Here is a 25,353-nt window from a genome sequence, read left to right on the forward strand (position 1 = left end):
TTAAAAAAGGAACACCTATTTATCAATCCACCACTGGAAAGATGGCTGTATAAGTTAATGATAGGTTATATATATTTGCATCAACTACAGATGAAAACTGGGGTAATGGAATAAAAGCTAAAATAGAAGATTAATTTTAATAAATAATGAGCCATTTCAATAAATTGAAATAGCTCATTGCCTTTTACCACATAATACCCATTCTAATTGTTGTATTTCCAATTCTTCTATAATCAGTTTCATAAACTCCGTTGTGGTATCCAGCTGAATCCATATAAATTAACTGATATCCACCATATTTACAAAGAGGATCTGGTCCAGTATATCTGTATCCAATAACTGTAACGTAGTGGTATATAGGCTTATTTCCATTTGAATTATACCTATCTCTATATACAGGATCTATAAAATCGATTGTTGGCATTTGTTCAGTATCAACAACTACCGGATACCCCTTATCGATTGTATAGATAATAGAATTCAACACATCTAATTGCCAATCAGTATAATTCACTGACGAAGCTCTTCGTTTTATCTCATAGTTATTTCCAGGTGCAAATTTATCTAAAGTAGTTGTCCAATTAGACGTTAAATACGTTCCATTAAGTTGAAGTCCACCTCCTGGATTTAAGAAAGAATTTATCACAAATTGTGTCAAGTTAGTGTTCTGACCTACTGAGTGATATGACCTAGTATCAATGGCATTTAAGCAAGCAGCTGGACCACACCATGTATCTGTTGATTGCGCTTCTGGGCTTAATACATGATCATAATTAAGAGATGTAGATGAATAATAACCCTTTAACAATCTAGTTGAATTCTTTGATGTTTTATTCTTTTGTTCTAAGTAATTTCCAACTTCCCTGCTTTTCTTTTCATTACCATTTATATCCTCTTGTGTCAATATGACTTTACCATTACCTACATTCTCACCTGATTGAGGTACATAATTAACAGCACTTGACTCTGTAGTAGTTATTTCATTTTTAACTGACGTAATATTATCCCCAAAAACTGGTGCCGTCATTATCATTATTAACGTTATTGCAACAAAAATAGTACTAAATTTTCTTTTCAACATATGTATACCATCCTAATATTTTTAAATTTATTTTAGTTTTTTAAAATTAGTTTTTATAATCATTATTTTTAATACCATATTTTAGTTAATACTTATTAAAGTAATGATTTTTATGTATAGACTCACATTAATATAAATTAGTATATATACTATAAGCTATAATATTTGATAAAATTAATATCTTTTTATTTAATTATAATTAAGAATCCATTAATCTATAAAAAACTGCTTATATAATACTTTTTCTGTATATTAATCTCTACCTTTTATTAATTTTTATTTTCCATCAAAATATTGATTAAACATCTTACTTTTTTCCATATCTTCGTCTATATCTTTTTGTGTAAGTATTACTGTACCATTACCTATGTTTTCACCAGATTGCGGCACATCGTAAACGACGACTGGATTTGAATCAGTTTCTTTAAATTGATTTGAATTAATTACTTTCTCATTACTTTGAGAGAAGTTATCTCCTAAAACTGACGTTTTTGTTATCAGTGCTAACGCTACTGTAACAAAAATAACACTAAATTTTCTTTTTAACATTTGCATCCCACCTTAAATTTTCTTTAGTTCTTACAAATATGTTGTATAATTAATCCCTTAATACTATATCACTCATTCACAATTTTTTTTGTCGAAACTTGTATTGAATGGTATTTTTATTTATAAAATTGTATTAATATGAGTTATTGTTTGTATCACAAATTGAAATATAACTCAAAAGAGATAACTATTATGTGTTCTATTTATTTTCCTTATTATAGTTTAAAATTCATCAAACTATTTAAATGAACTAAATATGGTAATGTGAATTTTCTATAACAATAGATTTACAGATTAATTTAATAGTTCCTAACAATTAATTCCTTATACTTTTCTCTAACCTTTTCATGATCATTAATAGTTAATAGAAATTTCCCATTAAGACTTAATAGCTTATCTCTTAAAAGTAAATGTTCCTTTTCTCCAAACTCAAAATCATATCCTGCAGTTTCAAAATATGGAGGATTACAAAAGAAAAAACTGTTTTCGCTATCATACTTATCAATAATCTTCTCAAAGGATAAGTTTTCAACATAAGTATTTCTTAGTCTTTCTTTTATATAATTTAACCCGTTGTGCTAGTTAAATACGCTGGCAATACTTACAAATAGAAAAACTCCAGCATATTTGCTAACCTATCATTAAAAAACACCACTAATCTAATGATAGGAGGCTAACCTATATGCCAGAGTTTAATAAAGATTCTACCATAACAATAGATGACTTAAAAGATTTTATTGTTGTCACTTATGTTATAATTGATGACTTTTACCAAAAAGTAACTCCAACATTTATTAAAAATCGTCGTAACATCGCTAAATCAGTAATGACTGATAGCGAAATAATTACGATTTCTTTAGTAGGTGAACTCTTAACCATTGACTCTGAAAAAGCATGGTTTGGATTTTGCTCTAAAAACCTACGAGACTTATTTCCCAACTTTTGTAGTAGGCCGAGGTTTCATAGAGTTAGAAAGTCATTATTTCGAGTCATTGATGAAATTCGTAAAGAGTTAACGAAATTTCTTAACTATCAATATGACCGAATGAGAATTGCAGATAGTATGCCAATTCCTGTGTGTAAGTTTGGGAGAGCTCATTTCCATAAAGCTTTTAAGCCGGAGGCTGCCTACGGGCGATGCGCTTCGAAAAAAGAAACATATTATGGATTCAAATTACATGCTTTAGTAGCCCTCGATGGCTATATCACAGATTTTACTGTAACAGCAGCAAATATTGATGACAGAGATGTCGTCTGGGAACTCACAGCTAATTCAGAGATTGATATACTAATAGGTGATAAAGGATATATAGGTCAAAAAGTTGCTTCGCAATTAAAAGAAACAAGGTACATTCGTCTTTTAACAATAAATCGTAACAATAGTAAAACTAAACTTTTAAAACCTTTTAGGCAGTTGATATTCAAGGCTCGTCGTAGAGTAGAAACTACTTTTTCTCAGCTCTCCGAGCAATTAAATATGCAGAGGGTTCTTACAAAATCAACTTGGGGATTTGCCACAAGAATATCAAATAAAATATTAGCTCATAATCTTTGCTATTTTATAAATAAATTTTTTAATATAGGTATAGAAATATCAAAGATTAAAGAATTAGTATTCGGATAATAATTTCCAAAAACAGTATATGAGGCAATAGGATAGGAATGCCTAAAATCATGGTATAAATATCCTTTTAATGAAAACTTATCTGCTAGCACAACAGGTTAATTTAAGGACCCTTGATATAGTATTTGAGGACTTGATCTTGTTGTAGTTCCATAAGCATAGTTATTACCTTTTCCTGCAAAACTTTGAACAATTATCTGAGATCATCAGGAATTAGAAAAGCTAAAATTATTTCTTTATTAAACTGTATTGCTTTGGTTGCTGGAACTATTGCTATAAACTCAAAATCTAACGACTTAAAAAGCGTGGCGTAATAATCTTTTATAAAGTTATACACAACCCAATGGTAACCTCTGTTAAAGTGCGTCAAAAATCAATGATTTAGAAATAGCAAAAGATGTTTTAGAAATTATATCAAAAATATAATTTAATAATGATTAAAGCTCTTCGTATATAATTCTGCGGAGAGTTTTTATTTAGGGTTATTTAACTAATTGAAGCTACGATATTTTTAAAAAATCTTTTAGAATAAAGGATTTTGCTATATAATAGAATTTGTTTCTAAATTAAAAATGTACAAAGCTCAGATTTAAAGGTGAGAATAAAGATAAGAAATTTAATAATTACACGGATGAATTTGGAGGAGAATATGAGGTTAAGAAAAAAGTGGTGGGCAAGACCAGAATTTGAAGAGAGTTCTATAACTGTAGTTAATCCTACAGACTGTAAAGGTAGATGGAAAGAAGTTTTCGGCAACGATAATGATATCCACTTAGAACTTGGATGTGGCTTTGGATCTTTTATAACAGCAAAATCAGTTAACAATAGTAATATTAATTATATAGGTATAGATTTAAAAGATGAAGTTTTAGTGTACACTAAAAGAAGGCTTGAAGAGACCTTTAAAGAAGCTGGAAAAGAACCTAACAATGTTAAATTAATGAGATTAGAGATATCTACGATAATGGATATTTTTGACAAAGATGAAATATCAAAGATATATATTAATTTCTGTAATCCATGGCCTAAAGGAAAACATAATAAGAGAAGACTTACTCATAGCAGATTTTTAGGAAAATACAAAACATTCATAAAGCCTGATACAGAAATCTGGTTTAAAACTGATGATAAAGATTTATTTGAAGCATCACAGGAATATTTTACGGAAAGTGGTTTTGATATAAAATATCTTACTTATGATTTACACAATTCAGATTTCCAGGGAAATATAGTTACAGAATATGAAAAGAAATTTTCAGATAAAGGTATGAATATAATGTTCTTGGTAGGAAAAATAAAATAAATTTAATGGACTTATTGTATTAAAAAACTTGTATGTGCATAAACTATGAAAAACACTAAAGGAGAGATAGTATGTACATAAACAAGGAAAATGCATTGACTATAACAAGAACTTATAAAAATAAATATGGTGATATTATAAAGTATGAATTAGACAATGGAGAAAAGGTAGATACAGAGACATTAATTTCTTTAGCAAGGCAAGGGGCTATAAATGGAGTTAAGGAAAATGTTGATACTTCTCAATTTCCAGAGGAAATTAAATTTGCAAACCTAACAAATTTGCCAAAGTTATAATTATTGCAAGACTGCCTCAAGTAATAGTGGGGCAGTCTAATTGTTATTTTTAGAATAATTGCTTAAACTACTAAAATTCGTTTATAATTATAGATGATGGATAACAATCGTGTTTGAGGTGAATCAATGAATTTAAATAAAAAGGTTGCAATTATTACTGGTGGGACTAGAGGCATTGGTAAGGGGATAGCTAAAGAACTAGGGCAAGCTGGTGCTACGGTCATTTTAATTTACAAGTCTGATGAAAAAGCTGCAAAGGAAACTTTGGATGAATTTAATAGCATAGGGATTAATGCTAAAGTTATCAAGGGTGATGTAAGTTCTTTTAGTTTTGCAAATAATATTGTTGAAAATATTATAGAAGAATATAAGAAAGTGGATATACTAGTTAACAATGCAGCAATTTCTAAAATAGGTTTGTTAATAGATATGAATGAAGAAGATTACGAGGAGATTATAAATACTAATTTTAAATCAGTATTCAATTGTACAAGGGCAGTTTTGCCACAAATGTTAAGTAGACAATGTGGCATAATACTTAATATATCCTCCATGTGGGGGCAACTAGGAGCTTCTTGTGAAGTTTTATATTCTGCATCAAAAGGAGCTATAGATTCCTTTACAAAGGCTTTGGCAAAGGAAGTAGCACCTTCTGGCATAAGAGTAAATGCAATTTCACCAGGTGTCATTGACACAGCTATGAATCAGTGCTTTTCACAAGAAGAAAAGAATGCATTAGAGGATGAAATAGCTCTAATGAGATTTGGTACTTGTGAAGAAGTTGGAAAAGCAGCACTTTTTTTATGTAGCGATTATTCAAGCTACATAACCGGTGAAATTCTAAAGGTTGATGGTGGAAAATTATAGGTCCTTTAGAAAAGTTATTTTTTTTAAGAAATTAGTTTTCTCTTCAAGAACTCTAGTGGATGAAAAATCATTATTGTAAAGTTCTTTAAGATGTTTTAAAAGTTTTTCATCTTCTTGAAGTGTTTCTTTGGCAGTTTTAAATTCTTTTTCTTTTTCATCGAGAACATTCTCATAAGAAAGCTTTATAAGTTCTCTTTTTTGAAGAGTCAAATTTACATCGTCTTTGATTTCTTCAAAGTTATCACGGGTGGTATCTAATAAATCTATAAGTTTATTTTCTTTCATAATCATCACCATTAAATTTATTTATTTCACTTAGTATTTATTTTTCGTATGAAATATAATAAAGTTTAATTTAATAATAAATTTTTTTTCAGGTTTGTGATGTGCATGGAAAATATGTGATGCTAAAGTTTTTAAAATATGGCTAGAGACAGAAGTTAATGGAGCTACGTACTTAGTATTTGAAAGGGAAAGATAGTATGTTCAAAGAAGTTTTTAATTATTATGCTAAATCCTATTACGAGAAAATGCAAAAGCGCATCATACAATATGAGATAGATACTAATGATAAAAAAAGAAAGCAAATTGATGTATTAAGAGAACAGCAAGAGATTATTAGCAATATGGAAAAACTAGAGGAATCGAAAAAAATTATGGAGTTGGATTATGCAAATACCATTAGACATTTCAAAGATAATGGTGTTGTGTGGGAAATCAAAAGATATAACCTTCCTATAAAGGAATGGGATAATTTATTTTTGGAAAAGACTCAAGGTCAATACTATATTGTTACAGCGGAAAAACAAAAGTTATATTCTTTTGATAAGGAAGATAGTTTTGTTTTAGGAGAAATACTTAAAGAATACAATTATAATATTGTTGTAATAGCTGTTGAATCAAGAAATATTAAGGTACAATTTAGATTAAGAGATTTATAAGTAACTAATCTAGATAAGTAATTTCAAGGAAAGTTTTTGTAGTATATAAAAAGGTCTTGAATAAATATTAATGACAATGTATTATTATGAATAGAAGTTAATACGTAGGAGGAAGACAAATGAAGAAGAAGCTTTTATTGTTAGCAACTGCTGTATTTTGTGTAGCAGGAATTGCTACTGGTTGCAAGAGTAAAGAAACAACAAATGTTCTAGACAAGGTGAAGGAAGCAAAAGTTTTAAAAGTTGGTCTTGAAAGTGGTTTTGCACCGCTAGAGTATAAGGACGAAAATGATAAACTAGTTGGATTTGACGTGGATTTAGCAAATGCAATAGGAGATAAATTAGGAGTCAAAGTAGAATTTGTTGATACAGCTTTTGATACTATAACACAAAGCTTAAAAAAGAATGACTTTGATATAATAATAGCAGGATTGAATATTACAGAGGAAAGAAAAAAAGAAATAGACTTTACAGAACCATATATAATGAGCGGACAAAGTATTATAGTTCAAAGCTCTAATAAGGAGATTACTTCTGAGGAAGGTTTAAAAGGAAAGAAAGTTGGCGTTGGAAAGGGAACTACATCTTTAGAGTTTGCAGAAGGTATGAGTGGCCTCGGCGAGATTGTAGAGTATGAAGATGTTCCAAGTGAATTAATGGATCTTAAGATAGGAAGAATAGATGCAGTAATAGTTGACGAGGTAGTGGGGGACTTCTATGTAGCTAAAGATAAAACTGCTTATAAAAAAGTTGTAGCTCTTGGAAAAGAACCTATGGGAATTGCCGTGGATAAAGGTCAAACAGAACTTTTAGATGCTGTCCAAAAGGCTTACAATGATTTAAAGACAGATGGAACTTTAGGAGAAATTTCTAACAAGTGGTTCGGAATGGATATTTATAAATAGAATTAGGGGCAACCTTGATTCTATTTTTTTGTAGGTTTACTAAAAACAATTTTTGAGAACATAAAAAGACCAAGAAGGGAATAGATTATTATGGATATCGATTTATTAGGTCGCTCTCTAAAGGTAGTATTAGAGGGTGGGAAAATAACAATAGCATTAACAGCAGTAACAATTGTAATTGGAATTACACTAGGTATTATTTTTGCCCTTATGAAACTATCTAAGATTAAGGTTTTAAATTTAATAGCAAGTTTTTATACCTGGATATTTAGAGGAACTCCAATGCTCTTACAGTTCTTCTTCTTCTATTTTGCTTTGCCACTTATGTGGAAGATAGAATTATCACCCTTTGTGGCTTCAATGATAGTTTTAGGACTAAATAGTGGTGCTTACATGACTGAAATAGTTAGATCAGGAATACAATCTATAGATAAAGGGCAATTTGAGGCTGCTAAAGCTTTAGGCTTTACATATGGAGACACTATGAAAAAAATAATACTGCCTCAAACCTTTAAAGTGATTATTCCGCCACTTGGAAATGAATTTATTACAATATTGAAGGATACTTCACTAGCATCAACTATTACGTTAACAGAAGTATTAAATAATGCTAAAAAGGTAGCAAATTCAACTTTTTCACCAGCAGAGCCATATTTAACTGCAGCTGTATTTTATTTATTTTTAACTACGATTTTCACTTATGTATTCAAGAAAATCGAAAAGAAATTATCAGTTTATTAAACGGACTTGCAGTTTATCAAAGGAACTTTTAGCTTATAGAAGAAGCTTTAAGTTAACAAACTAACTTTAAGTTGATTAAGGAGAATAAGTTATGTATATGATAGAAGCAAAAGGTATAACAAAGAAGTTCAAGAATTTAACAGTGTTTGAGAATTTAGATATAGCAATAAAGCCAGGTGAAGTTGTGACAATTATTGGACCTTCAGGATCTGGTAAAAGTACTTTTCTAAGATGTTTAAACAATTTAGAAGAAATTGATGGCGGTAAAATATACGTAGAAGGAAATGAAATGCGAACTAATGATAAAAAGTCAATGAGAGATCTTATGATTAAAATGGGTATGGTTTTTCAACAGTTCAATTTGTTTCCTCACTTAACAGTGTTAGACAATGTAATGATAGCACCACTAACAGTAAAGAAAGAAGATAAAGCAGTGGTTGAAGAAAGAGCTAAAAAACTTTTAGAAAAGGTAGGTCTTGGTGATAAATTAGATTATTATCCATCAAAGCTTTCTGGTGGACAAAAACAGAGAGTTGCAATTGCAAGAGCATTAGCTATGGAACCGCATATAATGCTTTTTGATGAACCTACTTCTGCTTTAGATCCAGAACTTGTTGGAGAGGTTTTGTCTGTAATTAAAAGTCTTGCAAATGAAGGAATGACTATGGTAATTGTTACTCATGAAATGGCTTTTGCGAGAGATGTTTCAGATAGGGTAATTTTTATGGAAGGCGGCAAAATTGTGGAGGAAGCTTCCCCAGACATATTATTCACTAATCCGAAAGAGGATAGAACTAGGAGTTTCTTGCAAAAAATATTAAATTTATAAAATCAGAAGGATAGACATATTTTTGAAAAACAAATCATATGTCTATCCTTCTTTTTTAATTTAATTTAGAGTTAACAGTCTTTTTTTTAAAAAATAATAATAAAAAAAGGAAATTCTTAATATAATAGATATTGTAATCGCTTTAATGTGGAATTAATAATTTAATAGGATTATCGTAAAAAAAGTTATAGTTTTTAAAAAAATGCAATTATGATGCTTGCAATTATTCATTTTTATGATACAATTAACCTACAAGTTATTAAAAAATGAATTTAATCCGAATAGAACTTTCATTTTTGAGGAGGAAAAATATGCAAAAGGAATTCACATTAATAAAAAACAAAGTCTTTGTAAATCTGACAGCAAAATTTTGTAAAACACCAGAAGAGCTTTTTAACAGCTACGGGTTCAATAAAGTATTAACTAAATACATAGAGTATAATCAGAAAAAGAGAAGCAATGTTTATGATTATCTATCTACATCCCTAGGCGAGAAAGATATTTTGGATATTGTGAATAAGCTTACAAGATTATTTACTCTTCTTATCGTTATGCGTTCAGAAAAGATTCTTGAACTTGATTTAGGCTATGAAGAGCTTCTTCGTGATAAAGATAGATTCTATAACTTTATAGAGACATTATATGGTTACTGGAGAAAAATGGAAAGATACACTATGATGCAACACCAAAGAACTAACGATGGTTTTGAAAGTGCGAATTTCATAGAAGCAAATGAAAACTTCTCAAGATTGGTTTTAAACACATATAGAAGAATTGAAAGAAATTCATTAGGGGCAAAACCTATTATTTATAGAGAACTACCTGTTGGTGGTAATGCGGGTTTATTTACAAGTAAATTTAAATGGGATCTTCCAAAAGGATATGAGCAAATAGAGGATATACTATTCATACATTCAATAGTAATAGATCCTCCATTTATAGCGTATCCAAAGCGTAATACAAGAGATGGATTATTCGCTGAAGTTTTTGAGAATCCAATATCTCAATGTGAATTAACAAAGGATCATTTCTTATGTTATCCAGTAAAGATAGGTGAATTGTTAGCATTTGTATACTTCCACAGAGATTTTATGGCTCAAGGTATTACATTATGTAATCTTTTTGAAGCTGCAAGAGAAGAAGAATATGTTAATAAGAAACCAGACATAGTATATGTATTTGGTGGTAAGGATTCAGAAGGAGATAAAACTGTTTTCTATGATGACAAAGAAAATGATATAATGGTTGGATACGTAAGCTATGGAGAACAAATAGATTACTTTGGATATATGAAAAAGATGAATTTAACACTTCATAACTTAATAATGATTAAGAGAGGCTTCCTTCCAATTCACGGTGCTATGGTAAACTTAAGAACTCATGAAGGTAAAGAAGCTAACATAGTTATCATGGGTGATAGTGGTGCTGGAAAATCAGAGAGTTTAGAAGCTTTCAAAGGTTTAAGTGAAGAATACATCAGTGATATGATTGTTGTATTCGATGATATGGGCACTATAAAAGTTAAAGATGATAAAGTATATGGTTATGGAACAGAGACAGGTGCCTTCGTGCGTCTTGATGACTTAGATCCAGGTTACGCATTTAAAGAAATGGATAGAAGTATTTTTATGAATCCAGATAAGACAAACGCAAGACTTGTTATGCCAGTTGCTACGTACAACCAAATTATGAAGGGTTATCAAGTGGATTTATTCCTTTATGCAAATAATTATGAAGCTGAAGGTCCAGAATTTGAATTCTTTAAAGATAAAGAACAAGCTATCAGCGTATTTAAGTCTGGAGCAAGAATGGCAAAGGGTACAACCACTGAAATGGGCTTAGTTAAATCTTATTTTGCTAATCCATTTGGACCAGTTCAAAAACAAGCAGAAACAGATGTGTTAATAGATAAATACTTTGATAAAATGTATGAAACAGGTGTAAATGTAGGACAAATAAGAACTAAGCTTGGAATAAAGGGCATGGAACACAAGGGACCAAGAGAAGTAGCGTTAAAATTACTAGAGTATGTTAAAACATTATAGCAAAAAAACAACATTCCAAATGGGATGTTGTTTTTTTATTATTATCTACTCTGATCCTTACTGATAGTTCTGTCTCTTCCGAAAAATGATATTGCATATAATCCTGCAAGACCTACTAGAGCAAAAACTACTCTTGAAGCGGCAGAATACATACCACCCAGCAAAGAGGATACTAAATCAAACTCAAAGAATCCGATTAAGCCCCAATTTACCGCACCAATAACAACAAGTAAAAGTGCAATAATGTCTAAGGTCTTCATATCAAGCATCTCCTTTAAATGAATTTTTCAACCTTAGTATTTGCACTAAACTATAAAATTATTTATTTTTTATGAGCCCAAAATTAATTTAGTATTGTAATTAATGCTAAACGTGTTTAAATTGAAATCACACAAAATATATCCAAGCTATAATTAATGTAAAACATACAGCTTTAGATATGTAATCTAAAGCTGTATGTTTCTATCAATTGGTTGAGAAAGTGATATCAAAGTATCAGTTCTAGAAAGACCATCAATAGGTTGTATCTTGCTCAATAGTAGATCTTGAAGGTCAGCTATATTTTTGCATATAACCTTGATAAATAAAGAGTATTGACCAGTAGTATAATGCATTTCAACCACTTCTTTAATCTTTTTAAGCTCATTGACTGTATTTGAATAATAAGAAGCTTTTTCAAGGTATATTCCTATGAAACAAGTAACGTCATATCCAAGTTTTGAATTATCAAGCAATAATTTGGTGCCTTTTATAATTCCGATGTCTTCCATCTTCTTCATTCTTACATGTATTGTTCCACCACTAACATGGCATTGTCTAGCAATTTCTAAAAATGGCGTTCTTGAATCTTTAATAAGAATGTCTAAAATTTGCATATCTAAGTCATCTAAACCATTTATGGGTAAATTCATCAGTTATCAACTCCTGTGTTCAAAGTTTACTAACATTATACCAAAAAAAATGATATTTTATCAAAATAATAAAGAAGTTTCTGAATATAAATATAAATTTATTAGAATCCATATGCTTCTATTAACATTATAATAAATATTTTCAATAATACTTAAGAATATTGTAAAAGTTACGAAAAAGTATTATTATATTAATATATGACAAAGATATAAACTATAAGAGGTGTAAAGGCATGGCAATATATAGAGAAGATTTACAAAATGAAATTGAAGATGTTGTGTTAGATAAAACAGTAAGCAAAATCAAAAGACAAAACTTATCAACCATTTTAAAGATTCAACAAGGTATCTTAAGAGCGGTTGATGATTTTATGTATAAAAACGGAGTAGTAAGAATGATGCCACTTATGATAGCTCCAGTTACGGATACTTTAAATCACGATGTTGAAGAAACTTCGATTACTTATCAAAATCAAAACTTTGATGTTATGAAATCAATGATATTTCATAAACAATTAACTTTAATGAACGAAGGATTAGAAAAAATATATATAGTATCACCTAATATAAGATTAGAACGTGCTGAAAGAGGTGATAGTAGACATTTATTTGAATTTACTCAAATAGATTTTGAATTCAAAAATGCTAATATGGATGATATATTAACATTTATAGAAAGCTTAGTTTCTTATATTTTCTCAGAAGTTAAAGAGAAATATGCTAAGGAAATTGAAGAAATAGCAGGTTCTACAGAGCATTTAAATATCACGACTCCATTCTTACGTTATGATACTAAAGACCTAGAAAAACTTCATGGTCCTGATTTTGAAGGAATTGCATCAAGACAAGCTACTCAGCCTTTCTTCTTAACAAACCATAAGAGAGAATTCTATGATGCAGAAGATTTAAATAATAGAGGAAATTATAGAAACTATGATCTTATCTGGCCAAGAGGATATGTCGAAGGTCTTAGTGGTGGAGAGAGAGAATATCTTTATGAAAGAATAATTGAAAGAATGGATGAATTAAATTCAGACAAGCATAGATTCAGAAGTTATTTGAAATTAGCAAAAGATGGTCTTATACCAAAAACAGCTGGTGCTGGTTTAGGAGTAGAAAGAATGACAAGATTTGTTTGCCAACTTCCTGAAGTTGATGCAGTTACTGTTTTTGTTAGAAAACCTGGTGAAGGACCATACTTGTTCTAAATAAGAATTAATAAAATAATAGATTTTTAAATTAGAAGCCATTGGGAATTAAATTTCTCTTTGGCTTCTAAATTTTCAGATAGATATGTTACTATAGAGCTATTTCATAATTTACCTTTATCAAATACTGTGTTTTTGGTATAATAGGACTAGTGCATTTTAATAACATATTCATTAAAAAGGAGGACTTGCTATGTTTTGGCAAATATTAAATACAATACTATTAGTAGTGCTTGTACTAATGACGCACAACTTATTAAAAATATTCTTATTATCAAAAATAAAAGTTAGCAAATGGATAGTGCTTGGAGCTACAATTGTATTTTTAGGAATGAGCATCTTTGCTGCAGTCAGTGGAGATGTTTGGTTGTTATATTTAGGTGTATTTTTGACTTCGAATTTAGCTTTATGGTTTATGGATTTAAAAGGATGGGGTGGAGACAAAACCCTTGTGCAAAATGATAAATCTGCTAAGGAAGAAAAAATCGTTATTAAATCAAAGGCAAAACCAAATAGGGTTAAGAACTTAAGTGAGCAAGAAAAAGAAAAAATGCTTTTAAAGAAAAAATAAGTGTTATTAATATATTAATATAGGCGTATCAGAGGAAAATCTGATGCGCCTATATTTTTTATGAACAGCCAGTAGTAGTACCACAGTCAGCACAAACATAGCAAGTTCCATTTTTAATCATATGAGTGCTATAGCAATTTGTACATTCTTTATCATAAACTCGCTCACCTTTATGTTCTCCAGTTGTAGAAATTAAGGAAGTGACTTCTAGAGTTTCTGTGTCTAAGTAATTATTAGGTTTTATCTGAATTGTAGAAAAGTCTCCTAATTCAATGTCTATAATTTTACTAATTAAATCAGAAATTGAAGTAACGTTTTTGATATATGGATGGTTCTGGACAAAACCATAAGGTTCATATTTTTGACCTCTTAACATATTAGAGATATCATATGGAGGCACATGGTATTGTAGCATAACAGAGATTGATTTTGATAGAGCATCCAATAACCCAGTGACCAAAGTACCCTGTCTATCTGAGGTTATGTAAATTTCAGAAATCTCACCACTGTCATTTCTGTTTACCGTAGTATAGATTTTAACGTCACCTATTTGGGCGGGATGAGTTTTACCACTTCGTATACCAATAGGTTTTTCTCTCTTAGTAAACCTAGATTCCTTTTGCAGCTTCTTTACAAGAGACAATAATTCTGAATAGCTGAGGTTATCTAAATTAGTTGATTCAGCATCCTTTAGGCTACTGTTAAGTGGTTGGCTTGCTTTAGAACCATCTCTATATAAAGTTATTCCTTTTATACCAAGTTCCCAAGAAGTAAGGCAGACATCTTCAAAATCTTTCACTGTAGCATCCTTTGGAAGGTTTACGGTTTTTGAAACAGATCCAGATATTAAAGGTGTGATTGCAGCAACCATTTTTACATGACCAAGTGCAGAGATGTATCTTTTTCCACTTCCACATTTATTTGCTGTATCAAAGATTGGTAGATGCTCATCCTTAAGATGTGGAGCTCCTTCAATTTTACCATCTTTAACTTGTTCATATTCATAGCCATCACCTTTGACCATTTCTGTTTCCATTACATAACTAAGGATTTCGTTAGTTTCCTTTTCTGAATAACCAAGGTTAATTAAAGCATCCATTAATAATGGGTTAACGATGGTCATGTAGTTTCCACCAACAAGCTTTTTATAGACGATATGATTAAAGAACGGTTCTATACTTGTTGTTGCACAGTCCATAGCGAATGAAATGGTGCCTGTTGGAGCAATTACTGTTACTTGGGCATTTCTGTATCCGTATTTATTACCACAGTCTAAAGCTGCTTTCCATGAGTTTTTAAGGGACATTGATAAATCAGTTAGCTTTAAGCTTTCTAAAATTTCGTGATTTACCATTACTGGAGTATAATTCAAGTTTTCAAAGTTGGTTTTTATTGCTCCAGCTACTCTTGCATGATTTCTAATAACTTTTAGCATATGTTCTTTATTTATTTCATACTTTTCAAAAGGAGAGATAGCTTTTGCCATCATAGCCGAAACATAATAAGAATGTCCAGTCATTAAACCTATAATAGAAGATAAAACAGTTCTTCCTTCCTCTGAATCATAAGGAAGTCCCATTAAGAGTAGAAGTGCTGCACCGTTTGCTACACCTAGTCCTGTGGTTCTAAACATATAGGTTTTTCTTGCAACATCCTCTGTAGGGAATTGTCCAAAATGTACCGAAGCTTCTAGCAAAAGTTGACTTAATCCAATTACATGTAAATAGCTTTCAATATCAAAGATTTTAGCGAATTTATCATAAAAATTTAGAAGATTTAATGAAGCTAGATTACATGAAGTATCATCTAAAAAGCAATATTCACCACAAGGATTTGTCGCGTTAATCATATTATGTTTCTCGAAATATTTACCGTCTTCGCCACCAGGACAAGTATGCCAGCTATTAAGAGTATCAGAAAACATAGGGGCTGGGTCTGCACAATCATAAACTGCTTTATTAAAGTTTTTCCATAGTTCAGAAACTTTTATTGATTTGTCTACTGTAGAGTCAATTCTGCCTGTCAGCTGAATTTCAGAATCTGGAGCTTCATCTAAATTTTTAACTTTTTCCATAAAATCATCAGAGAATCTAACAGAATTATTACCATTTTGGCCTGAAACTGTTTCATAAGCTTCTCCATCAAAGGAAATATCATAGCCCATCTTTCCAAGATCTCTTACCTTTTGCTCTTCTTTAGCCTTCCAAGTTATGAAGTCCATAATTTCTGGATGAGAAGAATCTAAGATAACCATTTTTGCTGCTCTTCTTGTAGTACCTCCTGATTTTATAGCTCCAGCATTTCTATCTAAGCCTTTAAGAAAACTCATGACCCCAGAAGAAACTCCACCACCGGACAATTTTTCCCCTTTAGCTCTAATAGTGGAGAAGTTTGTTCCACAACCAGAGCCGCCTTTAAATAATCTAGTTTCTGTTTCAAATTGCTGAGATATAGAATGATTTCCAAGTAATTTATCTTCAATAGATAAGATAAAGCAAGCAGAGGCTTGTGTTCTTGTGTATGCGTCATCGCTTTGTACAACTTTTTTTAGATGTTCATCGTAGTAGTAGCTTCCTGTTGAGTTGCCTTTTATATCATAAGCATCAGAAAGACCTGTATTAAACCATTGTGGAGAATTTGGTGCAACCATTTGTGCTAGAATACAGTAGACCATTTCATCATAGAAAATACTTTTTTCTTCGTCAGTGGTAATAATTTTTTCATCAATGAGGGCACGAGTCCAAAAGGATACTAATCTATGAGCGACTTGTCTCATGGAGTTTTCATATCCAAATTCATTTGGAATCCCACTTCTTCTAAAATATTTCGAGGCTATAATATCACAGGCACTTTGAGAATAATTCACAGGAAATTCTAGATTTCTCATATCAACTATGGACTTGCCAGTTTTATAATCCTTTAATAGAACGTCAACTTTTTTCCATTCAAATAAATCGTAAACAGTCATAGTATCAGTTAATTGTTTTGTAAAATGTCTCTTAATTATTTCCATAATTCTACCTCCGAGATTCTTTGGACTTGTGGCTAATATGGTAATTACTATGTAAACCACTTGAAAAATATAACACAAGAAACAGGATAATTATTATTCCATAAGAGTTATTATAATTCATAAAAGGATAAAAGTCCACCGAAAATGTATATTTTAATATTAAATTATTATTTAGCTTTTGGCAATATCATATGATAATATAGAGTTTAGTTAAATAAGATTATTAAGCTTTAAATAAATGTTCTTAAATGCTTACATATAAATATAATATCTTATTGGTTTTAAGAATTTATAAAATTTTTTGCATATTATTCCTCAATGATTTGAAATTAACTATGTTAAAAAGCATATAAAGTATGTTATATTTAAAGTAGAGCATTTATATTTTTAATCCGTAAGTAGAATTAAATAATAATTACGGTCGTTAAAAAAAATAAAAGGTGGGAGAAAAAATGGAAATATCGAGAGTAAATAGAGGAAGCTCTGTTAAACAAGAAAAAGTAGTGAATAATTCAAAAAAAGACTTTTCCCAAAGTTTTTCTTTTGCTAGAGAACGTAAAAATGAGCAACAGCTTAAAGAAATGCTTGATGATATAAGAAAAAAAGGCAGCCGCCTTGCTATAACAAAATCCTTTGCTGATGTAAGAGCATATAAGAGATTGATAAAAGACTACCTTCAGCAAGTTATGGATTATATGTATGAAATTAAAAAGGACATAAGCTTTTGGCAAACTCAATATTTTATAACTGTTGATATAATAGATGCCAAGCTTCAAGAACTAACAGAATTGCTTATGAATCAAGAAGGCGAAAATATTAATGTTGCGGCAAGAGTTGATGAAATTCAAGGTTTAATATTGGATATTTATAAATAGGTTATAAAATAATATGTGAATCATTAGACTGCAAAGTATTAGCGAGATATACATGGTTGAAAGAAATGTTAAAATAGAAGTAGATTAGAAAACCTCTGGAAAGTATTTAAGGTATTTTCCAGAGGTTTAATTTTAGATTACATCCACGTGTTATAGCTTGCGTCACTAGGCATTCTTAAGTCACCTCTTGGAGAAACACTAATAGTTCCTACTTTTGGTCCATCAGGAAGAGCTGAACGCTTAAATTGTTGAGTAAAGAATCTAAATATAAATTTGTCAAGCCATTTTGTTATTTCATCATCAGTGTATTTATCTTTAAATGCAACTTTCGCAAGGAAATGAATTTTTTCTCTTTCAGCACCTTGACGCATAAAGTAGTATAAGAAGAAGTCATGAAGCTCATAAGGTCCTACAATATCCTCAGTCTTTTGTGCTATTTTACCGTCCTTATCTTTAGGAAGTAATTCAGGACTCACAGGGGTATCCAAGATATCTAAAAGGATTTTGCGTATATTATCATTACTTAAGTGATCTGCAACATAGCGTACTAGGTATCGTACTAAGGTTTTTGGAACAGAAGTATTAACAGAGTACATTGACATGTGATCACCATTATATGTACAAAAACCAAGAGCTAGTTCAGATAAGTCACCAGTTCCTATTAATAAGCCACCTTCTTTATTTGCCAAGTCCATAAGAATTTGTGTTCTTTCTCTTGCTTGAACATTTTCATAAGTAACGTCATGTATACTTGGGTCATGACCAATATCACTAAAGTGTTGAAGAGCTGCTGCAACTATATTTATTTCTCTAAAGGTAGTCCCTAGACCTTTACATAAATCAATAGCATTATTATAGGTTCTATCGGTGGTTCCAAAGCCAGGCATTGTTATAGTTATTATATTCTCCATAGGTATATTTAAGAGTTCAAAAGTTCGCACAATAACTAATAATGCTAATGTAGAATCTAAACCACCAGAAATACCAATAATTGCTTTTTTTAGATTTGTATGTTCAATTCTTTTAGCCAAACCAGCTGCTTGGATATTTAGGATTTCAGTACATCTTTCTTTCATTTCCTTTGGATTCCCAGGAACAAAAGGATGTGGATTTATGTATCTATCAAAAGTACCAAAGTCTAAAGATTTATAGCTAAAGTTTATTTCTTTAAAATCTAAGTCTAAAACCTTTGAATTATCTCTAAAACTTATATTTTTAAGACGCTCAGTGTTAAGCTTATCTAAGTCGATTATAGCAGATATGATTTCATTATCTCTTTGGAATCTTTTATTCTCTTTTAAAAGTGAAGCGTTTTCTGAGATAAGTAGATGACCGCCAAAAAGTATATCTGTGGATGATTCATGAACACCAGAAGAGGAATATATGTAAGAACAAATACATCTACCACTCTGATTTTCAACAAGGTTTCTCCTATAGTTAGCTTTTCCGATGATTTCATTAGAGGCAGATAAATTTCCTATTATATTTGCCCCACCTAAAGCAAGATAGGAACTAGGAGGTATTGTTACCCATAAGTCCTCGCATATCTCAAAACCAAAGGAAGCTGAGCCACATTTAAATATTAAGTCAGTTCCAAGTGGAATATTCTTTTGGAAAGGTAAATCTATCAATTTGCTCTTAAGATCAATCCCTTCTGAGAACCATCGTTTTTCATAGAATTCAGAATAATTCGGTATGTAGCTTTTAGGTACTATTCCGAGGATTTTTCCTTCAAATATAACAAAACAACAATTTAAAAGCCTACTTTTATATAAAAAAGGAGAGCCTACTGCTACCAAAATGTCTTTATTCTTTGACGCTTCTATTAGTTTTTCTATGTAAGTTAATGCTTGACTAATTAACGTATTGTGAGTAAAAAGATCTCCACAAGTATATGAAGTCAAAGCTAATTCTGGGAAAACTATTGCTTTTGAATTTTCTGCTGCTGCTGATTCTATACAATGAACTATTTCTTCGTAATTATATTTTATATCTCCAACTTTTGTAACGGGACAAGCTGAAGAAACTTTTATGAAGTTCATGGCAAAATCTCCTTTCTAACCAATTAACTTTTATACATAGTATATACTTCATTGGAATAAAATTATAGGGTTATTTTATCAAAATCTATAAAAAACAGAGCAAATATGAGAAAAAACAAGATGCTGAATGGAATAAAGTGTTAAGTGGTTACAAATAACCTATAATAGCAAGAAAAGAAACTTTTAATTTAAATGAAATCAGTGTAGTATATAGTAAAGATTATTTATAATAATATTCTGAGTTGAGAGTATTATCCAAGAGTTGTATTTATAGTTATGAGAGGGGGGAGTTTTATGGTGATGTTTTGGATTGGTATATTAGTTGTTTGCGTATTAGTAGATTTATTAACAAGTAACTTTCTTTTTATATGGATTGGGTTTGGAGCTATAGCAGCACTTGTTTGTGAAATATTGGGGCTTTCAATCCCAGTTCAAATAATAGCAGGTGTTATTGTAAGTTCCATATCTACAGCAGTAGGATATCCACTATCTAAAAAGTTGTTGAAAAAAACTGTAAAGAAGACTTTGACACAAGAAGAGAATTATATTGGTCAAAAGTTTAAAGCTATTGAAGATATAACTGATGAAGGTAAGATTAGTTTAAATGGAGCCTATTGGCGAGCAAAGAACATAGGAGAAAAAATATTTAAAGATGAATATTTTGAAGTGATAGATATACAAGGTAATAAAATTATAATAAAGAAATATGTTTAATAATGAAGAGAAAACTAAAAAGGTAAGAATACCTAAAAATATTGGGAAATAAATAGGAGGAATGAAAAATGGCAGGGATAGTGATTTTTTCGGTGATTGCATTAATAGCATTAATAGTATTAATAGCAAATATTAAGATTGTAAATACAGGATATGTATTCGTAGTTGAAAGGTTAGGTCAATTCCATAGGATACTTGAGCCAGGTTGGCATGTTACAATTCCATTTATTGATTTTGTAAGAAAGAAGATATCTACTAAGCAACAAATAATAGATATAGAACCCCAAAATGTTATTACAAAGGATAATGTTAAAATTTCTATTGATAATGTTATATTCTATAAAATTATGAATCCTAAGGATGCTGTATACAATATAGAAAGATTTACAGATGGTATTATTTATTCTACAATAACAAATATGAGAAATATTGTTGGAGATATGACCCTTGATGAAGTCTTATCAGGAAGGGATAGAATAAATACAAGGTTATTAGAAATCATAGATGAAGTTACTGATGCATATGGAATAAAAATTTTATCTGTTGAAATTAAAAACATAATTCCACCACTAGAAATTCAACAAGCAATGGAAAAACAAATGAAAGCTGAACGTGATAAGAGAGCTGCTATTCTTCAAGCAGAAGGTGCAAAACAAAGTGAGATTGCTAGAGCAGAGGGTGAGAAACAAGCTGTAATTCTCCAAGCAGAAGCAGAAAAGGAATCCAATATAAGAAGAGCAGAAGGCTTAAGAGAATCTCAACTTTTAGAAGCAGAAGGTAAAGCAAGGGCTATTGAAAAAGTTGCGGAGGCACAAGCTAAGGCAATTGGTATGGTGAATGAAGCTATAATAAAATCAGGAACTAATGAAACTGTAATAGCATTAAAACAAATTGAAGCATTAACAGAAATGGCTAAAAATCCAGCTAACAAGCTTGTAATTCCTAGCGAAGCTATTTCTTCACTTGGAAATATTGCAGCTATAGCTGAAACTATAAAAATGAGTAAATAAAAATAACAGAAGAAGCTATGAGGGTCGGTTTTATAGGACAGACCCTCTAAATTATTGTAGAAATAAAAATATTCAGTTTTTATTATGAAATAATTGAGAAAAAGAGGAATTTAGCAATGAATGGTAGAAATAAATATTAATGGTGTATTATAATAATAATACGTGATGTGAAATAATAGCTTTTAGAACTATTGAAAATATATTGGGAGGATCATATATGAAGATATTAATGTTATCATGGGAATTTCCACCTAAGAATATTGGAGGACTTTCCACTCATGTCAATCATCTATCACATGCTCTTGCAAAACTTGGACATGAGGTGCATGTTGTAACTTGTGAAGAAGGCACTGCTCCAGTAAAGGAATTAAATAATAATGTATATGTACATAGGGTATCACCTTATAATATATCTACAGATGATTTTGTTAAATGGGTTATGCATTTGAATTTTGCTATGGTCGAAGAAGGTTATAGGATTGTACAGCAATATGGAAAAATGGATTTAATTCATGCACATGATTGGCTTACAACATATGCAGCAAAAACTCTAAAATGGTCATTATCCATTCCAATAGTTTCTACTATTCATGCTACAGAAGCCGGCAGGAATGGCGGGATAAGAACTGAGATGCAAAGATATATATCAAATACAGAATGCTTATTAGCAGATGAATCAAGTAAACTTATTACTTGTAGTAATTATATGAAAAATCAAGTAATGGAATCTCTAAGGGCTAAAGAAGAGAGAACAGTTGTAATAGCTAATGGGGTATCGGAAATTGATTCTGCAATAGAGTTCGATAAGATATCATTTAAAAGAAACTATGCACAGGATTATGAAAAAATAGTTCTTTTTGTGGGAAGACATGTATATGAAAAAGGACTTCATTTACTTATAGAAGCAGCCCCTAGAATTGTTGATGAATATAGAGATGCTAAGTTTGTCATCACTGGACATGGACCGATAACAGAAGATTTGAAGGAGAGAGTAAATCATACGATTATTAAAGATAAGATTTTATTTACAGGATATATTGATGATGAAACGAGAGATAAGCTGTATAGAATTGCGGATGTAGCTGTATTTCCTTCATTATATGAACCTTTTGGCATTGTATCTTTAGAAGCTATGGCAGCAGGCTGTCCTGTTGTAGTATCAGATACTGGTGGATTACGTGAGATAATTGATCATGGTCATAACGGTTTGAAGATGTTAAATGGATCTTCCAATAGTTTGAAAGATAATGTAGTTGAGATTCTTAAAAATCAAGGACTTTGTGATTATATTAAGGAGAATGCATTAAAGGATGTAAAAGAAATATATTCATGGTCAAAGATTGGAGAACTTACTGTAAATTTATATAAAGATCTAATTCCAAAATATAAAGACACATTATGGGCATCAGATCAATTAGATAAACAAGAAAAAGAAGAAAATATAGTTACTGAAAAGACAGTTATAGAAAGTACTGAACTTGTGGAAAATGTTGCAGTCGAGGAAGGAACTAAAAAAGAGGAAGAAAAGGTTTCTCCAAAAAATTCTGAGGTAAAAAAAGAAAATGACAAAGTTGCGGAAATGAGTAATAAAGAAGAAAAAAATGTTGAAGAAAAGAAAGCAGAAGATCAGTTAAAGGTAAATGATATAACAATTGAAGTGGCAAGTAAACCTAAAACAACGCCTGGCAAAAAAAGGCAGACTACTAAAAAAGCTACTGCAAGCACAAGGACAAGAACTTCAAAGGCTAAAGCCACTGAGCAAAAGAAACCTAATGTAATAAGTAAAGAGAAAATTCAGGAAAACTTTAGTGATAAAGTTACTGTATCAATAAAAACTGTAGCTGTAGATAATTCTGATGATAAAAATAAAGAAGTAAAAAAATCTATTGATACGGACAGCGAATAACCCGCTTAAAAAAGAAATGATAATATAAACAGGGAAGCTAGAATTAGTAATCACAGTTCTAGCTTCCCTATATTAGTTAACTAACTAAATCTTTTTCAACCATCACATATTTAGGTAGTCCATTTTTTGTATCTAAGTTTGGAATTCCTTGGATTAATGGACGTATATAATTTATGGCTTTTTCATTAACATGATTTCCTTCAGTATTTATCCAATCAGTTGGCACATATTTAATTTTATTAGCCACTTGTTTAACATCAACTAATTCTGTGTCATATAAATAAGGAGTTTCGTTTACTCTTTTAATTCCAACCATCTTACCAGTAGCTCCACTAATGGAGAAAGAAACAGCAGATCTTCCAACTGTATGAGCTTCTTCAAGGTCAGTTAATGAAGCACAATGCATAGCGCATCTTTGCATAACTCCAAGTTCTAAGGTTTTAACTCTATTGGTTATTCCAGCGTTTATTATAAGCTCTTTCAAAACATTTCCTACTCCACCTAGCTGATTATGACCAAAATTATCATGATTATTGGCGATTTTAGTTTCCGAAATAAAGTTTCCATTCTTGTCTTTTATTCCTTCAGAAACGACAATATATACTTGGTTATTGGCTATAAAACGCTCTTTTACATCAGAAAGAAAATTATCTATGTCAAAAGCAACTTCAGGAAGATATATAAAATCAGCAATCATTCTATCGTCTATAATTGCTAAAGCTGCTGATGCAGCAAGCCAACCAGTGTCTCTTCCCATAGTTTCTAAAATGAAAATTCCATTATTAGTATACACACTTGAATCTAGGTAGGTTTCTAAGGCAGTAGTAGCAATAAACTTTGCTGCACTTCCATAACCAGGTGTATGGTCTGTTAAACATAAATCGTTATCTATAGTTTTAGGGATACCAATAAAGTTTATGTCAATACCACATTTTTGGGCGTATGTACTAAGTTTAGAAACTGTGTCCATAGAATCATTGCCACCTACGTAGAAAAAGGTTTGTATCTCTAAGCTATTTAGAATCTTAAAGAGATTATTATAGTCCTCATCATTTTCTTTATAGTCATCTATTTTATATCTACAGGAACCAAGAGCTGATGCAGGTGTATATTTTAAGGTATCAATTTTATCGTATTCTAATTCGGATAAATTAATAATATCTCCTTTAAGAATTCCCTCGATACCATTAAGTCCCGAATAAACGTTATCGTAATACTTAACCTTTAAGTTTTCATAGAATACTCCTATGACACTTGAATTAATTACTGCAGTAGGACCTCCGGATTGTGCTACAATACAATTTCTCATAATAACCTCTCCTTATGTATAAACTGCAAATATTATAGCATAAATAACAAGGGAATTCAAAATAGTATAGCACATATAATTAAATTGAATGAAATATTATTTTTATAAGGATAGTAATATATTTTTTTATATAACAGGAGATAATATATTAGGAAGTAACATTTAAGCTGAAGAGGAGTGAAGATATGATTAAAGATAGAGATACATTAAGTAATGAGAATAGGAAGAATTGGGATCAAAAAGGTTCTAAAGGTCAAAGCTATCATCCTAGAAATGAAATAATTCAGACTTTAGAAACACCAGGTTTGAATGATAGCCCTTTTGAAACTAATAAAAATGGATATAAAGAAAGTGAAAAACATATATCAAAACCATAGAAGTTTTTAGTGCTCAATGCTATATTTGAGCACTTTATTTTTGTAGAAAAATAAAAAATAAGAATTTTATTTAGGTTAGTCAAATATACTTTAATGGTGAATAAATTTTTTTATGCAAATTTAAAATAATCCATGTATAATCTAAAGAGAAGACTATTGAATAAAGCTATAAGATATATTAAGCTGTACATACAGTAGGAGTTCACAAGGATGTGAATCAATGGTATAATAAAAAA

24 protein-coding genes and 1 pseudogene are annotated in these 25,353 nt (G+C 30.5%); 16 read left to right on the plus strand and 9 right to left on the minus strand.

Features of this window, described 5'->3' with window-relative positions:
• Positions 1-184 precede the first annotated feature (184 nt).
• The 3 genes and pseudogenes from CLOCEL_RS07945 to CLOCEL_RS22260 all read right to left on the minus strand — a co-directional run.
• Positions 185-1,081, minus strand: coding sequence for a C39 family peptidase (locus CLOCEL_RS07945; RefSeq protein ID WP_010077464.1), 897 nt, complete (start codon positions 1,079-1,081; stop codon positions 185-187).
• Between the two features lie 276 nt (positions 1,082-1,357).
• Positions 1,358-1,630, minus strand: coding sequence for a hypothetical protein (locus tag CLOCEL_RS07950; RefSeq protein WP_010077463.1), 273 nt, complete (start codon positions 1,628-1,630; stop codon positions 1,358-1,360).
• Positions 1,631-1,938: 308 nt separating this feature from the next.
• Positions 1,939-2,199: pseudogene (locus CLOCEL_RS22260) on the minus strand (DNA adenine methylase); the annotation flags it as partial.
• A gap of 113 nt (positions 2,200-2,312) precedes the next feature.
• Between CLOCEL_RS22260 and CLOCEL_RS07955 the strand changes: the two are divergent.
• From CLOCEL_RS07955 to ymfI, 4 genes are all read left to right on the plus strand, one after another.
• Entirely contained in the window at positions 2,313-3,254 is a 942-nt protein-coding gene (locus CLOCEL_RS07955) for an IS982 family transposase (RefSeq protein WP_013291568.1), read from the plus strand.
• A gap of 649 nt (positions 3,255-3,903) precedes the next feature.
• Complete coding sequence (gene trmB, locus CLOCEL_RS07960) at positions 3,904-4,557, plus strand: tRNA (guanosine(46)-N7)-methyltransferase TrmB (RefSeq protein WP_010077461.1); 654 nt, start codon at positions 3,904-3,906, stop codon at positions 4,555-4,557.
• A gap of 71 nt (positions 4,558-4,628) precedes the next feature.
• Positions 4,629-4,853 (plus strand): DUF3892 domain-containing protein, encoded by a 225-nt coding sequence (locus CLOCEL_RS07965; protein ID WP_010077460.1) that lies wholly within the window; start codon positions 4,629-4,631, stop codon positions 4,851-4,853.
• 126 nt (positions 4,854-4,979) lie between these two features.
• Positions 4,980-5,720: an elongation factor P 5-aminopentanone reductase gene (ymfI, locus tag CLOCEL_RS07970; protein WP_010077459.1), complete on the plus strand. Its 741-nt coding sequence runs from the start codon at positions 4,980-4,982 to the stop codon at positions 5,718-5,720.
• Here the strand turns inward: ymfI and CLOCEL_RS07975 are convergent.
• Positions 5,715-6,005: a hypothetical protein gene (locus CLOCEL_RS07975; RefSeq protein WP_010077458.1), complete on the minus strand. Its 291-nt coding sequence runs from the start codon at positions 6,003-6,005 to the stop codon at positions 5,715-5,717. The two genes, ymfI and CLOCEL_RS07975, sit on opposite strands and share 6 nt — an antisense overlap.
• Before the next feature lie 197 nt (positions 6,006-6,202).
• On the opposite strand from CLOCEL_RS07975, the gene CLOCEL_RS07980 reads away from it, so the two are divergent.
• The 5 genes from CLOCEL_RS07980 (at position 6,203) to CLOCEL_RS08000 (ending at position 11,181) form a co-directional block, all read left to right on the plus strand.
• The gene (locus tag CLOCEL_RS07980) at positions 6,203-6,661 is read left to right on the plus strand and encodes a hypothetical protein (RefSeq protein ID WP_010077457.1); all 459 of its coding nucleotides are present in this window, start codon (positions 6,203-6,205) and stop codon (positions 6,659-6,661) included.
• A gap of 119 nt (positions 6,662-6,780) precedes the next feature.
• Complete coding sequence (locus tag CLOCEL_RS07985; RefSeq protein WP_010077456.1) at positions 6,781-7,566, plus strand: transporter substrate-binding domain-containing protein; 786 nt, start codon at positions 6,781-6,783, stop codon at positions 7,564-7,566.
• A gap of 90 nt (positions 7,567-7,656) precedes the next feature.
• Entirely contained in the window at positions 7,657-8,307 is a 651-nt protein-coding gene (locus CLOCEL_RS07990; protein WP_010077455.1) for an amino acid ABC transporter permease, read from the plus strand.
• A gap of 91 nt (positions 8,308-8,398) precedes the next feature.
• Complete coding sequence (locus tag CLOCEL_RS07995; protein ID WP_010077454.1) at positions 8,399-9,136, plus strand: amino acid ABC transporter ATP-binding protein; 738 nt, start codon at positions 8,399-8,401, stop codon at positions 9,134-9,136.
• A 311-nt stretch (positions 9,137-9,447) separates the two neighbouring features.
• Positions 9,448-11,181 (plus strand): phosphoenolpyruvate carboxykinase, encoded by a 1,734-nt coding sequence (locus CLOCEL_RS08000; RefSeq protein WP_010077453.1) that lies wholly within the window; start codon positions 9,448-9,450, stop codon positions 11,179-11,181.
• Positions 11,182-11,222: 41 nt separating this feature from the next.
• On the opposite strand, the gene CLOCEL_RS08005 is transcribed toward CLOCEL_RS08000, so the two are convergent.
• Together CLOCEL_RS08005 and CLOCEL_RS08010 are read right to left on the minus strand one after the other, a co-directional pair.
• Entirely contained in the window at positions 11,223-11,441 is a 219-nt protein-coding gene (locus CLOCEL_RS08005) for a DUF378 domain-containing protein (protein WP_010077452.1), read from the minus strand.
• Between the two features lie 186 nt (positions 11,442-11,627).
• Positions 11,628-12,092: an Lrp/AsnC ligand binding domain-containing protein gene (locus CLOCEL_RS08010; protein ID WP_010077451.1), complete on the minus strand. Its 465-nt coding sequence runs from the start codon at positions 12,090-12,092 to the stop codon at positions 11,628-11,630.
• A 233-nt stretch (positions 12,093-12,325) separates the two neighbouring features.
• On the opposite strand from CLOCEL_RS08010, the gene CLOCEL_RS08015 reads away from it, so the two are divergent.
• A complete protein-coding gene (locus tag CLOCEL_RS08015) occupies positions 12,326-13,300 on the plus strand; it encodes an asparagine synthetase A (RefSeq protein WP_010077450.1) in 975 nt (324 codons plus the stop codon).
• A 193-nt stretch (positions 13,301-13,493) separates the two neighbouring features.
• Entirely contained in the window at positions 13,494-13,871 is a 378-nt protein-coding gene (locus tag CLOCEL_RS08020; protein WP_010077449.1) for a hypothetical protein, read from the plus strand.
• 58 nt (positions 13,872-13,929) lie between these two features.
• Here CLOCEL_RS08020 and CLOCEL_RS08025 read toward each other — a convergent pair whose 3' ends face one another.
• Positions 13,930-16,884, minus strand: a complete 2,955-nt coding sequence (locus CLOCEL_RS08025; RefSeq protein ID WP_010077448.1) for a vitamin B12-dependent ribonucleotide reductase — start codon at positions 16,882-16,884, stop codon at positions 13,930-13,932.
• Positions 16,885-17,336: 452 nt separating this feature from the next.
• Between CLOCEL_RS08025 and CLOCEL_RS08030 the strand changes: the two genes are divergently transcribed.
• Complete coding sequence (locus CLOCEL_RS08030; protein ID WP_010077447.1) at positions 17,337-17,759, plus strand: YaaR family protein; 423 nt, start codon at positions 17,337-17,339, stop codon at positions 17,757-17,759.
• 137 nt (positions 17,760-17,896) lie between these two features.
• On the opposite strand, the gene CLOCEL_RS08035 is transcribed toward CLOCEL_RS08030, so the two are convergent.
• Positions 17,897-19,801, minus strand: a complete 1,905-nt coding sequence (locus tag CLOCEL_RS08035) for an NAD(+) synthase (RefSeq protein WP_010077446.1) — start codon at positions 19,799-19,801, stop codon at positions 17,897-17,899.
• Positions 19,802-20,095: 294 nt separating this feature from the next.
• Between CLOCEL_RS08035 and CLOCEL_RS08040 the strand changes: the two genes are divergently transcribed.
• From CLOCEL_RS08040 to CLOCEL_RS08050, 3 genes are all read left to right on the plus strand, one after another.
• Positions 20,096-20,515, plus strand: coding sequence for an NfeD family protein (locus CLOCEL_RS08040; RefSeq protein WP_010077445.1), 420 nt, complete (start codon positions 20,096-20,098; stop codon positions 20,513-20,515).
• Between the two features lie 68 nt (positions 20,516-20,583).
• Positions 20,584-21,525, plus strand: a complete 942-nt coding sequence (locus tag CLOCEL_RS08045; protein WP_010077444.1) for an SPFH domain-containing protein — start codon at positions 20,584-20,586, stop codon at positions 21,523-21,525.
• Positions 21,526-21,742: 217 nt separating this feature from the next.
• Positions 21,743-23,431 carry a glycosyltransferase family 4 protein gene (locus CLOCEL_RS08050; protein ID WP_010077443.1) on the plus strand — a complete coding sequence of 563 codons (1,689 nt, stop codon included), beginning with the start codon at positions 21,743-21,745 and terminating at the stop codon, positions 23,429-23,431.
• Between the two features lie 76 nt (positions 23,432-23,507).
• On the opposite strand, the gene CLOCEL_RS08055 is transcribed toward CLOCEL_RS08050, so the two are convergent.
• Positions 23,508-24,740, minus strand: a complete 1,233-nt coding sequence (locus CLOCEL_RS08055) for a 6-phosphofructokinase (protein WP_010077442.1) — start codon at positions 24,738-24,740, stop codon at positions 23,508-23,510.
• Between the two features lie 185 nt (positions 24,741-24,925).
• On the opposite strand from CLOCEL_RS08055, the gene CLOCEL_RS08060 reads away from it, so the two are divergent.
• Positions 24,926-25,117, plus strand: a complete 192-nt coding sequence (locus CLOCEL_RS08060; protein WP_010077441.1) for a hypothetical protein — start codon at positions 24,926-24,928, stop codon at positions 25,115-25,117.
• The last annotated feature ends 236 nt before the right edge of the window (positions 25,118-25,353 follow it).

The sequence above is a fragment of the Clostridium cellulovorans 743B genome (assembly GCF_000145275.1).
Taxonomy (GTDB): domain Bacteria; phylum Bacillota; class Clostridia; order Clostridiales; family Clostridiaceae; genus Clostridium_K; species Clostridium_K cellulovorans.